General features: G+C 46.5%; 12 protein-coding genes and 1 tRNA gene. 1 reads left to right on the forward strand and 12 read right to left on the reverse strand.

Annotated features, from left to right (window positions below):
• Window positions 1-4: 4 nt before the first annotated feature.
• The 5 genes from secF to queA form a co-directional block, all read right to left on the reverse strand.
• Window positions 5-925, reverse strand: coding sequence for a protein translocase subunit SecF (secF, locus tag ACMXYW_RS14560; protein ID WP_415904526.1), 921 nt, complete (start codon window positions 923-925; stop codon window positions 5-7).
• Window positions 926-935: 10 nt separating this feature from the next.
• Window positions 936-2,789: a protein translocase subunit SecD gene (gene secD, locus ACMXYW_RS14565; protein ID WP_415904527.1), complete on the reverse strand. Its 1,854-nt coding sequence runs from the start codon at window positions 2,787-2,789 to the stop codon at window positions 936-938.
• 65 nt (window positions 2,790-2,854) lie between these two features.
• Window positions 2,855-3,187 (reverse strand): preprotein translocase subunit YajC, encoded by a 333-nt coding sequence (gene yajC / locus ACMXYW_RS14570; RefSeq protein ID WP_415882520.1) that lies wholly within the window; start codon window positions 3,185-3,187, stop codon window positions 2,855-2,857.
• Window positions 3,188-3,243: 56 nt separating this feature from the next.
• Window positions 3,244-4,383: a tRNA guanosine(34) transglycosylase Tgt gene (gene tgt / locus ACMXYW_RS14575; protein WP_415885909.1), complete on the reverse strand. Its 1,140-nt coding sequence runs from the start codon at window positions 4,381-4,383 to the stop codon at window positions 3,244-3,246.
• Between the two features lie 31 nt (window positions 4,384-4,414).
• The gene (gene queA, locus ACMXYW_RS14580) at window positions 4,415-5,449 is read right to left on the reverse strand and encodes a tRNA preQ1(34) S-adenosylmethionine ribosyltransferase-isomerase QueA (protein WP_415904528.1); all 1,035 of its coding nucleotides are present in this window, start codon (window positions 5,447-5,449) and stop codon (window positions 4,415-4,417) included.
• Window positions 5,450-5,584: 135 nt separating this feature from the next.
• Here queA and ACMXYW_RS14585 point away from each other — a divergent pair.
• Window positions 5,585-5,671: transfer RNA gene (locus ACMXYW_RS14585), tRNA-Leu, on the forward strand.
• A gap of 89 nt (window positions 5,672-5,760) precedes the next feature.
• Here the strand turns inward: ACMXYW_RS14585 and ACMXYW_RS14590 are convergent.
• The 7 genes from ACMXYW_RS14590 to ACMXYW_RS14620 form a co-directional block, all read right to left on the reverse strand.
• Entirely contained in the window at window positions 5,761-6,675 is a 915-nt protein-coding gene (locus tag ACMXYW_RS14590) for a DMT family transporter (RefSeq protein WP_415904529.1), read from the reverse strand.
• Window positions 6,676-7,014: 339 nt separating this feature from the next.
• Entirely contained in the window at window positions 7,015-8,904 is a 1,890-nt protein-coding gene (gene nhaD / locus ACMXYW_RS14595) for a sodium:proton antiporter NhaD (RefSeq protein WP_415904530.1), read from the reverse strand.
• Window positions 8,905-9,341: 437 nt separating this feature from the next.
• Window positions 9,342-9,539, reverse strand: a complete 198-nt coding sequence (locus tag ACMXYW_RS14600; RefSeq protein ID WP_415904531.1) for a hypothetical protein — start codon at window positions 9,537-9,539, stop codon at window positions 9,342-9,344.
• A gap of 183 nt (window positions 9,540-9,722) precedes the next feature.
• On the reverse strand, window positions 9,723-9,989 hold the full coding sequence (locus tag ACMXYW_RS14605; protein WP_415904532.1) for a hypothetical protein: 267 nt from the start codon (window positions 9,987-9,989) through the stop codon (window positions 9,723-9,725).
• Window positions 9,990-10,001: 12 nt separating this feature from the next.
• Complete coding sequence (locus ACMXYW_RS14610; protein WP_415895223.1) at window positions 10,002-10,148, reverse strand: hypothetical protein; 147 nt, start codon at window positions 10,146-10,148, stop codon at window positions 10,002-10,004.
• Between the two features lie 275 nt (window positions 10,149-10,423).
• Window positions 10,424-11,086 carry a cupin domain-containing protein gene (locus ACMXYW_RS14615; protein WP_415904533.1) on the reverse strand — a complete coding sequence of 221 codons (663 nt, stop codon included), beginning with the start codon at window positions 11,084-11,086 and terminating at the stop codon, window positions 10,424-10,426.
• Window positions 11,087-11,103: 17 nt separating this feature from the next.
• Entirely contained in the window at window positions 11,104-12,684 is a 1,581-nt protein-coding gene (locus tag ACMXYW_RS14620) for a pyridoxamine 5'-phosphate oxidase family protein (RefSeq protein ID WP_415904534.1), read from the reverse strand.
• Between the last annotated feature and the right edge of the window lie 17 nt (window positions 12,685-12,701).

The raw sequence follows: 12,701 nt of genomic DNA on the forward strand, positions 1-12,701 counted from the left end.
AAACTTAAGGACGATCATCGACCTCGGTCTCTTTCTCCTCAGGAGGGAGAAGATCCTCTTTACAGATGTTCATCGCAATCAGGACGTTAGCCGCCACATAGATGGAGGAGTATGTACCAATAAATACACCCACCAACAATGCTGTCGCGAATCCGTGAATCATTTCACCACCGAAAATACTTAGCGCCAACAATACCAACAATGTGGTTAAAGAGGTCACCAAGGTACGGCCCAAGGTTTGCGTCAAAGAGATGTTCATTACCTCTAACGGCGTACCTTTACGCACTTTACGGAAGTTTTCACGAATACGGTCAGACACTACGATGGTATCGTTCAACGAGTAACCGATTACCGCCAATACTGCTGCCAGTACCGTTAGGTCAAAGTCCAACTTAAACAGGGCAAAGAAACCAAGCACGATCAATACGTCATGTGCCAAGGCCGCTACTGCACCTACAGAGAACTTAATCTGGAAACGGAACGCTACGTAAACCATGATCATGAACAATGCTAACAGCATGCCAAGACCACCTTGCTCACGTAGCTCTTCACCTACCTGCGCACCTACGAACTCGTTACGGCGCAAGTTAAGCTGTTGTGATTCGCCCGCCTGCAATGCAGAAAGAACTTTATCACCCAGCTGAGGGTCATGATCCTGACCTAAACGGATAAGAATATCGGTTGGCGAACCAAAGGTTTGCACTACAGCATCTTCAAAACCTACATCTTTTAACTGACCACGGATCTTGTTTAGATCGGCTGGCTGTTCGTAGCCAATCTCAACCAAACTACCGCCGGTAAAGTCCAAACCGAACTTCAAACCGTTAACAGCTAAAGCACCAATAGAGACTATCAGTAAGATCACAGAGCAAGCTGCAGCGATCTTACGGAAGCCCATGAAGTTATATATCTTTTGTGTAGACATCACAGCTTCCTCAGATTGATAGTTTGCTAACTTGGCGGCCGCCGTAAGTTAAGTTAACCAGTGCACGCGTTACAAGAATCGCCGTGAACATAGAGGTCAAAATACCTACAGATAGCGTGATCGCGAAGCCTTTAACTGGCCCCGTACCCATCGCAAACAGAATAACTGCCGCAAGAAGCGTTGTGATGTTGGCATCAAAGATGGTTGTAGTCGCGCCTTTGAAACCAGCGTTAATCGCTGATTGCGGTGGCAGACCATTTTTAAGCTCTTCTTTGATACGCGAGAAGATCAGTACGTTCGCATCCACGGCCATACCAACCGTCAATACGATACCGGCAATACCCGGAAGCGTTAGCGTTGCCGAAAGCATCGACATCACTGCAACCAATAGCATCAGGTTCAAGGTCAGAGCGATATTCGCCAGTAGACCAAACACGCGGTAGTACAGAATCATGAACAGCAATACTAAGGCTAGACCGATCTGAACCGACATCACACCGGTTTCGATGTTCTGCGCACCCAAGCTCGGACCTACTGTACGCTCCTCTACAAAGTAGATTGGCGCAGCTAGTGCACCGGCACGTAGCAATAGCGCTAGCTCAGAAGATTCGCCTGCTCCGTCCAAACCTGTGATTCGGAAAGAGTTACCCAATACCGCCTGAATTGTCGCAAGAGAGATAATGTTCTTCTCGGTGTAACGTACTTTTTCCGTTACCTGAACACCATCAACCGTCTTAGTCACAGTACGCTCTTTATCTTCAACAAACAGTACGGCCATGCGGCGCTGTACAGCGTTCTTAGTGGTACGAGCCATTAGCTCACCACCTTTAGAATCAAGCGAGATGTTTACCTGCGGCTGACCGTTTTCATCAAAAGAAGCTTGTGCGTTAGATACGTTATCACCTTTGATGATGACATCTTTCTCTAAGGTAGCTTTACGGCCTAACTCACTACGGAACTCGTAAACTTCAGTACGTGCAGAGCTCGCACCAGGTTTAGCTTCCAAACGGAATTCAAGCGTTGCTGTCTTACCGATAATTTTCTTCGCTGCCGCAGTATCTTGGATACCCGGTAGCTGAACTACGATACGGTTACGACCTTGACGCTGAACTAGCGGCTCAGCTACACCCAGTTCGTTTACACGGTTACGAAGTGTTGTCAGGTTCTGCTTGATCGCATAAGTTTCGATATCACGAACAGCTTGTTCAGTCAGATTTACTTCAACATAAAAATCACCATCGCGATCATCTGCAGTGACTAAGAACTCAGTATATTCCTGACGTAGAAGGTTAACCGCTGCATCACGAGACTCTAGCTTGGTAAATTTAATTGCCAAGGCACCGTTTTCACGGGTTTCTAGCTTACGGTAACGAAGCTTCTCTTCACGCAGACGACCTTTGATCTCAGACGCATAGTTTTCTAGCTTCTGAGTCACCGCTTTTGGCAGATCAACTTCAAGCAAGAAGTGAACACCACCACGTAGGTCAAGACCAAGCTTCATAGGGCCTGCGCCCATAGAAGAAAGCCACTCTGGCGTTGTAGGCGCCAAGTTAAGCGCTACGATGTAATCATCACCCACTACACGGGTAATAATATCTTTCGCTTTAAGCTGGGAATCGCCATCAGGGAAACGGATAAGGCCGGCTTTTCTCTCAAGCTCGGTTTCCTTAACAGATACACCTTCACGCTCCAGCGCAGCAGTAACTTTTTCGATTAGCGGCTGATCCACTTCAAATACATCACGTGTACCAGTTAGCTGAATCGCATAATCATCGGGATACAAGTTAGGTGCAGCGTATAAACCACCGAACACTAACACAAACAAAATAAGGAGATTTTTCCAGAGGGGGTATCGATTGAGCATAGCGCCCTATTCCCTGATAGAAACAGAAACGCCACTACTAGATGTAGTGGCGTCTGTGAATTAGCTTAGATGCTCTTAAGAGTGCCTTTTGGCAGAGCTGCTGATACGTGAGTTTTTTGGAAAGTCAGTTCAGTACCTTCGCTCACTTCTAGAACAATGTAGTCGTCGTTTAGGTTAACTACTTTACCCAGAATACCACCTGCAGTGATCACTTCATCACCTTTGCTAAGGCCACCTAGAAGCTCTTTGTGCTCTTTAGCGCGTTTAGCCTGTGGACGCCACATGAAGAAGTAGAAGATCAGACCAAAGCCAACCAAGAAGATCATGTTGAACATACCAGAATCCATTGGGGCACCGGCAGCACCTTCAGCATAAGCTGGGGAGATAAAGAAGCTCATTTAGCTACTCCTAAAAATAATGTAAAAATTCTTGTCGTTATAAAAGCACTAACAACTTATATGGAGTCAATTGCGGGCGTTTCAAGGCCACGCTTACGATAAAATTCGTCCACAAAGTCGCTCAATTTACCCTGTTCGATAGCTTGACGCAATCCAGCCATTAGCTGCTGATAATAATGCAGGTTATGAATGGTATTTAACTGCGCGCCTAAGATCTCTTTACACTTATCCAAGTGGTGCAAATATGCACGGCTAAAGTTCTGGCAAGTGTAGCAATCACAGTTCTCATCAAGCGGACGCGTATCGGTTTTATTTACCGCATTACGGATCTTAACCACACCCGTATCAGTAAATAGGAAGCCGTTTCGCGCGTTACGAGTAGGCATTACACAGTCGAACATATCAACACCACGGCGAACCGCTTCAACGATATCTTCTGGTTTACCTACGCCCATCAAGTAACGTGGTTTCTCGGCCGGCATTTTGTAAGCAAGATGATCCAGCACTTTCACCATCTCATCTTTAGGCTCACCTACCGACAGACCGCCAATGGCATAGCCATCAAAACCGATCTCTTCCAAACCTTTCATCGATTCATCACGTAGGTGCGGGTACATACCGCCCTGAACGATACCAAACAGCGCTGCTGGGTTATCGCCGTGTGCATCCTTAGACCGCTTAGCCCAACGCATAGACAAGCGCATAGACTCAGCCGCTTCGGTTTCTGTCGCTGGGTATGGCGTACATTCATCGAAGATCATTACGATGTCAGAACCCAACTCACGCTGAACCTGCATCGATTCTTCTGGGCCCATAAACACTTTGCTGCCGTTAACAGGGGACTGGAAGGTCACACCCTCTTCGGTGATCTTACGCATTTTGCCCAAGCTGAATACTTGGAAACCGCCGGAGTCAGTTAGGATCGGGCCTTTCCACTGCATAAAGTCATGCAGGTCGCCATGTTGCTTAACAATCTCGGTACCTGGGCGCAGCATCAAGTGAAAGGTATTACCCAAAATAATCTGGGCGCCTGTCGCTTCGATATCGCGCGGTGTCATACCTTTAACTGTGCCGTAAGTACCTACCGGCATAAACGCTGGCGTTTCAACCGTACCACGTGGGAACTGCAAGCGACCGCGACGGGCTTTGCCGTCTTCAGCCAGCTTATCAAACTGCATAAAACATTCTCTGCTCATTTAACTCTTACCTCTAATTTACGCAGTTAAATCACTGACCACTTTTACGTGTTAAATACATGGCATCGCCATAACTAAAGAAACGGTATTTCTGCTCAACCGCCTCTTTATAGGCCTTCATCATGTTGTCGTAGCCGGAGAACGCGCTCACAAGCATCAACAGAGTGGATTCTGGCAGATGGAAGTTGGTGATCATCGCATCCACAGACTTGAATTCGTAACCTGGGAAGATAAAGATATCGCTATCACCAAATAACGGCTCGATTTCGCCATTACGGCTCGCGCTCTCCAAGCTGCGCACACTGGTTGTCCCTACCGCAATTACACGACCGCCTTCGGCACGCGTTTGCTTCACAAGCTCACAAACCTCTTCGCTCACCTCGATATACTCGGAGTGCATCACATGCTCATCGATATTATCGACTTTGACCGGCTGGAAGGTACCCGCGCCTACGTGCAACGTAACAAACGCACGCTTAACACCTTTCTCATCCAACTTAGCCAGCAGGGCATCATCAAAATGCAGACCTGCTGTAGGTGCAGCTACCGCACCCGGCTTTTTGTTGTAAACCGTTTGATAACGTTCACGATCCTCTAACTGATCTTCACGTTTCATATACGGTGGTAGCGGCATATGGCCATGCTGCTCAAGCGCCTGCACCAAACCGCCTTCAATCAGAAACTTAAGCTCGAATAGGTTCTCGTGACGAGCCACCATCTCGGCTTCAATACCACCTTCAAGAATCAGCTTAGTACCCGGTTTAGGCGAACGGCTGGAACGTACATGGGTTAAGGCACGCTTATCGTCTAAAACACGCTCAACTAAAACCTCAACTTTACCACCAGACTCTTTAGTACCAAATAAACGAGCTGGGATAACACGGGTGTCATTGAAGATCATCAGATCACCCGGCTGGATCAACTCAAGCACATCGGTAAACTGACCGTGATTGAGTTCACCAGAATCGCCATTCACAGATAACAAACGACTAGCGCTACGCTGCTCTAGAGGAAAACTCGCAATGAGTTCCTCAGGAAGCTCAAAATGAAAATCTTTAACCTGCATTCAGGGAATTCTTCTATATCAACATCAAAGGGACTTAAGGGCGCGCATTGTACCGGAAAAGAGATTTTTTTTCAGTTTTTCCAATGTATCGATTGACGCAAGCGTTCAGATTCCTATAATACGCCTCTCTTAAGTGCCAGCGTGATGAAATTGGTAGACATGAGGGATTCAAAATCCCTTGCCTTCACGGGCGTGCCGGTTCGAGTCCGGCCGCTGGTACCATCGAATTCTTAAAGAAAAGGCCCGCTCATTGAGCGGGCCTTTTCTTTTTCTAACCACTAACAGCGCAGCGTTCTAGCTACTAACTTCTATTATCCCTCCCGAACAACCACTTCGCTCTGAACCGTCTTTTTAGACCTCCACCCAATAAACAGCCCAGAAGACACAATCAACGCCGAACCAATCAACATGGACGTGGTGAACTCTTCGCCAAAGAACAGCAGTCCCAAGGAGCAGCCAAACAGTAAACGGGTATATCTAAACGGCGTTACCGCCGATACTTCGCCTGTGCGCATCGCTTTCATTAAACAGGAATAGGCCATGACACCGGCTACCGTAGCTATCACAATCGACACCAGTTCGAACTGCGTTGGCAAACGATAAACCTCGCCTGCCCAGCTTGAATAGATAAGCCCAGAGATCAGGACGGATAGAAAGCCATAAAAGCCTAACCTTGCGGTGCCTATAGTTGGTGGCGCCATACGGCTTGCGAGATCTCTACCGGCAAAACCGATCATCCCGATGACCGCCAACAAAGAGAGCTGAGAAAAGCCATCAGCACCTGGCTGTACGATTAAGATAACGCCCAATAACCCAACAAATATGGCTAACCACCTCACAGGGCTTACTTTTTCCCCTAGAAAAAGCACAGCGCCCGTCACAACTACAAGCGGAGTGGCTTGTAGGATAACGGTAGCTGTAGATAGCGGGATAAAGGCAATCGCGAGTACGTAAAACAGCCGCCCTATCACCTCAAAGACGATACGAATACGCATAGGCAAAGAAACGACATCTTTGATAAATAGAGGCTCACGGTTAAATTTAAGCATGCCAGCAAATAGGAACATACCACCCAGACCAAACAAAGCTAACACCTGCCCGACCGGTAGGGTTTGCGCGGCATCCTTAACTAGCGCATCTTCAATCGCAAACGCAGCCATGGCAGCGATCATCCACAGACTGCCAATTAAATTTTCTTTACTGCTTGTACCTGTTGAGTGTGCCACGTGATCTCTGCTTTCCGATAGGTAAGTTGATAATGACCTACCATCCTACCTATCCCCTCTTAACCTCCAAGGCACAGCCAATAGAATATGCATAGTTACAGATCAGTAGAAAGCGGTAGAAAGCGGTAGAAAGCGGTAGAAAGCGGTAGAAAGCGGTAGAAAGCGGTAGAAAGCGGTAGAAAGCGGTAGAAAGCGGTAGAAAGCGGTAGAAAGCGGGATGGTGCCTTCTTTTTAATGAAAGAGGAAGAAGCCAAACAAAAAAGGCCTGCTCATTGAGCAGGCCTTTCTTTTTCTAGCCACTAGCAGCGAAGCGATCTAGCTACTAGTCACTGAGTGCAATCAAACACCGTTAATCAGTAAGTGTACGCCGATACTTGCCACATAACCGAGGGCAATCGCTGGCGTCCATTTAAGGTGAGATGCGAAGGTATATACGCCACGCGCTGTACCTAGTAGTGCAACACCTGCAGCAGAACCAATTGCAAGCATACTACCGCCCACACCCGCTGTTAGGGTTACAAGCTGCCACTGGCCTAGCGACATCGCAGGGTCCATGGTTAATACCGCAAACATCACCGGAATGTTATCTACAATCGCAGAGAGCACACCTACCAAACCATTCGCCCATGTTGGGCCAAGGTCGTTGTACATAAGCTCAGAAACGATCGCCATGTAACCAAACTGGCTCAAGCCAGCTACACACAAGATTACGCCGTAGAAGAACAGTAAAGTATCCCATTCGGCACGTGATACACGCTCCATCACGTCGAATTCTTTAACTTCTTCACGTTTCTCAGTCATATCTTCAAACAGCTCTACAGCACCCACTGTTTCACCGTTTTCATCAACAACCGGTGCAGCACTGAACATTAGGTATGCGCCGGAGTTACCGATATTGTCGAAGTAGTTAGCGGCATCGTAAGACTTACCGCCCATTGGGTTATCACGATACTTGTTTTGATAATGCTGACGTACGCCTGCACCTGATTCGTCTTCTAGGACAGCATCAGCCAAGGTTGGACGCTGCTCTTTATAGAAGCCTTTCCAGTGGTTTTTCGTGCCGATCATCTCTTCAGCTTTGATACCCGTTAGCTCTTCTAGTGCAGTATTCCAATGGGTAACGTTTTTCTCTTTATCGATCATAAACGCTGGATATGGCTGATCATTTAGATGCTCGCCAATATCCTTACCGTATGCCTGTAGAACGCTCAATGGGTTCTGATGTGCATCACTACGACCACCAAAGATTGAGTCAGCCATTACCGTTCTACCTTCAACCCTCTTCAGGTAGAACGAGTACAGACCTAGGTAACCTAGACCAAACATCATGCCAGCCGCAGGTGGTAGGTGTAGGAAGCTGTGGAAGCTTACTGCAGTTACGATAGTCGCTAGGAATAGCACCATCATCACTTTAGCACCACGTTTCATGAAGGACTTTTCCTGAGACGCTTCTGGGATCTCATTAGGAATCGCGAAGTTCATGATAATGGCAGGCACAAACCAGTTAACTAGCGATGGGATAAACAGCGGTAGGAACTCTAGAAACTCTACTTTACCCTTCTGCCAAACCATCAGTGTTGTGATATCGCCGAATGGGGAGAATGCACCACCCGCGTTTGCCGCAACGACTACGTTGATACATGCAATCGATACAAAACGGATATTCGAACCACCTACAGCCATTACAACCGCACCCATCAGAAGTGCTGTAGTTAGGTTGTCGGCGATTGGAGAGATTACAAAGGAAAGTCCACCTGTAACCCAGAAAACCTTACGCAAAGAGTAACCACGGGATACTAGGTAAGCACGCAGCGCTTGGAATACGTTACGATCTTCCAGTGCATTAATGTAGGTCATCGCTACTAGTAAGAACAGGAATAGCTCTGCGTATTCGATAATCGCATGTTTAATCGCATGGTGTGCCTGCTCTGTGGCACCAATTTCCTTAAATGCTAGCGCTACTAGAATCCAGATCAGACCCGCAGCCACCAGAACCGGCTTACTTTTAAGCAGATGAATATTGTTTTCCAACGGAACCAGTGAGTAAGCCAAAATAAAGATGGCGATACTTAGATAGCCATAGAAAGAAGCGCTCAGTTCCGGAACGTTAGCGGTCGCTCCGCCTGTTTCTGCAAAAGCAGTAAGAGGAAGCAGTAAGAGACCAACAACAGCCAACACAAAGCGTAAGCTTGCGCTGTTGATCTGTGGAAAAAACATCGACAGGTTCATGGTCAGAATCCGATTTTAAAATTGTTGTGTCTGGATCAGGTTACGGGTTTCAAAATACCCGCCGAAATCACATAAGAATTGACAATTCTTATGCAATTTCTGCCTAGCAACTTGCAGGGCTTGACCCATCGTCACGAGAAAGAGCGTCAAAAAATGACCAAATTCGAGTAGACCAACGTTAAGTCCAACCAGCTACTAGCATGGCGTGTATTCATGCCTATGCTAAAAATGCTGCAATGCACACATTTTTGAGCGGGGCTAGGGTAACGCTTTAAGACAAAAGTAAATACTGGTCTTTAGAGCAATAAAGCACCACCTTTTGAGTAAAGGAGTCCGGTAAAAAGACAAGGGGTCTGAGGTACTTGTAGGAAATTTACTCACTGCTGCGCTTTTTTACGTGGCATAGCGCCAAAAAGGGACACAAAAGTTAAGGACACTCAGTGAGTTTGAAATATGCCATCTTCTATTAACTGGCGAGTAAGATCTTCTTCTACTGCTTTATCCAGCCCTAAATGAGAAATGCCTCCCATCGCTCGTATTTCTTCAATACTAACTTCAATAACCTGAACCTCTTCATTAGCTTCGTCTCGAAGGCTGTCTAGGTCGTCCGAAAGGTTTTTAGTTTTATTGGTCATTGCGAGACTCTCATCCTTGTGCTTAAAAATACAATGTATCAGAAACAGTTTTAGTATTTTGGTTAAAAAAACGATAAGTTATCTTTTTTGATGCAGTAAAAACTGGCTTAGATACAAGGCTTTTGTATAAGGACCACAAGGAGGAGATCTGTTTTATCGACCTTTTTAATAGGAAGAAAGAGACTACTGCGAGACTTGTTCGCCACAATAGAGCTTGCGAACTTTATTCAGAAACCTGACACGCTGAGTATTGTTCGAGAACTCGGTCGCGACCACTTCGCCATTCACGACGCGGATAAGTGAAAAACAATCCTTCAGCTCTAAATGCTTTTTGCCTTGGCCCGCCGCATAGACACCACGAAGAAAGAAACCACTACTCGATTGCTGACCTTCAGTCACAATCTTGTCGTACACAGCTTTAAAAATTGAGGGATTAATCACAGAACCCATAAGCCTCTCCTTCTATCTTTCTTCAGCGTGTTTTAAAAAGTCGTAGATATCTTTGTGCTGCTTCGCCAACCAATCACTATTGGATGAGCTACTGTTGGACAGCTTTTCCGCAAGGTGCAGAAGTGTTTTGTACGATTCACGATCTTTGATTGAGTGCATAACTTCCTCTCCTCCAGTAAGAAAAGACTTAGCTGTTTATGCTCTTTGTGACTACAGCAGTGTTGCTGATTCTATTGGTGCTTAAGGTGGGAGAAGTTCTACCTGCCTGAGAGCGAGCAGGTAGAACTGTTCAGCAATGTTAATGGTGAGGTCGTCCATTGCCTATCACTTATGAGCGGGATCTAGATTATCAATAATGATAATGATTCGCAATAGCGTTTTGTATTTTTTAGCAATAAATTTTTGTTCGACAGAAATACTTGTTGGCAGTGTTGTTACAGGTGTCCCGTTTTCACATAGATTAATGCGCCATCGTCCTTGGTATAAGGATGATGCTCACTCAAATGAGGACTACGCAACCAAGAACCTTTTGGGTAGATACCATGCTCATCGTAGAACGTGCCTTCAAGTACCAGTATCTCTTCGCCGCCAAAATGACGATGGGGATTAAACTGCGTATTCGGCGCCCACTTCACCAAGGCGACATGCTCGCCCTCAAATTCATGCAACGGCATAACGGTTAAACCATCGACCAAGCCTTGGAGCCAAGGCTCCTTAGTAGTATCAATCGCCTTTTGTTCTTTATCGGTTTCGTTAAACTGCTGCAGCTTTACAAAGATGATCGCACCCTCTTTGCCGACCCTCGGGGTGTGAGAGGTACCAATAGGGTTACGAACATAACTCCCTTGGGGATAATCTTGGTGTTCGTCAGAAAACACACCCTCAAGCACGAAGAACTCTTCCCCACCGCTGTGAATATGCGGTGAGAACTCACTAAAAGGTGCATAGCGGACAATCGAGGTCGCCCGTGCCGATTCATCACCAATACGGTCCAGCATCATGCGCTCTACACCCGCCATGGGTGAATCAACCCAATGGTAATCTTCGGGACGAATAATTACGCGTTGTTCAAAATCTGCATTGATTCGTGTGACCATCTGACTTACTACTCTTTTTATATATCTAGCACCAGTGAATCACCGAAGCTACGTGATACACAGGGGCAAATCTGTTTTTGAACTTGCTGTTCGTTCTGGGTGAGGCATTGATCTCTATGATCAGGCTCTCCATCAAGCACAGTGACCGCACAGCTTTTACACACGCCACTTTTACAGCTATTGGGAATATCAATTCCACTTCCAATAATAGCGTCTAGCAAAGTTTGTTCTGCAGATACTTCGACTACTTTGCCACTTCGTGCGAGTTCTAGTGATATAGAGCTATCATGCGCTTGTTTGCTTGCACCAAACTGTTCAAGTTGGATCTGTTGTGGATCAACCTCTAATAACTGAGCCTGCTGTTTCAAGCCTGTGAGTAACTTCTGAGGACCGCACGCGTAAACCACTGCATCAGGTGCTTTGGCAGATAAAATCTGATGTAGATCTATACGCTCGTTCGCATCTCCCCGATAAAAAAAACCATTACCAACAAACTCCCGCTGTAAACGATCAAAGAACGCCATCTCAAGTTGACTACGACCAGCATAGTGAAGTTCAAATTTCCTGCCTTGATCGCGGAGCTTTTGCGCCATGGCCTTAATGGGAGTAATGCCAATTCCCCCTGCGATGAGGATTGTTGGACGTGTATCTTCATGAAGCTTGAAATAATTTTGCGGTGGCTGGCACTTCAACGTCATACCCAGATTGAAGTATTGATGTACTGCAACGGACCCACCCTGCCCCTGCTCTTCATGCAACACAGCAATTTCGTATATATCTCGTCGTGCTGGGTTAGAACAGATCGAATAATGGCGCGTGGTTAAACTACCATCCTCTAGCTGTACAGGTATTTGCAAATGCGCACCAGCTTCAAATTGAGGCAGTTCCAAACCTTGCGGATGTCGCAGCTCATAAGCGCGCACTCTTGGGGTCAGTTGCCTAATACCTGAAATCGTTAACGTTATAGGGCCATCACCTAACGATTGCGGATATGCGGAGGCCACCAGATCGGACTGAGCCTTAAGGCGAACATTCTCATCGATTACAGGTGCGATAAGCTGCTCCATTTCACTTTCAGTAAAGCGCGGAGTGATATGTTGTGGGCAATTCCAGTCGAATGCTTCTATTTTGATGATAAAGGCACGCTCAATCTCGGCTCTATACCCCGCTACCTCAAGTTTGGCCTGTGTTTCCCAATCATCATCCTTTACCAGCTCGACTCTTCCCATAAGCTTTAAACGACGCTTATTGGGATAATCCATAAAGAAGATAGATACCCTATTGTTGGTACGAACATTACCAGTACTGACGTATTGACGATTGCCACTAAAATCAGCGAAGCCTAGCGTTGATGCATCTAAAACCTGCATAAAGCCTTTAGGGCCACCTCGATGCTGCACATAGGGCCAACCGGTTTCACCGACACTGGCCATGTAAAAACTATCACGCTCGGCAATAAACTCGGCTTCGTATTCCGACAGCAGATAATTATAATCCTCACCCTCATCCATACGAGCGTAACCAGCACGACTATTCTGCTCTGATTGAACTTGGCGAACAGTCTCAGTGAATGCGATTTGTGCGTATTTATGTGCCATCGTCAAATACCCTTATT

It is taken from the genome of Neptuniibacter sp. QD48_55, from assembly GCF_047778115.1.
Lineage (GTDB): Bacteria > Pseudomonadota > Gammaproteobacteria > Pseudomonadales > Balneatricaceae > Neptuniibacter.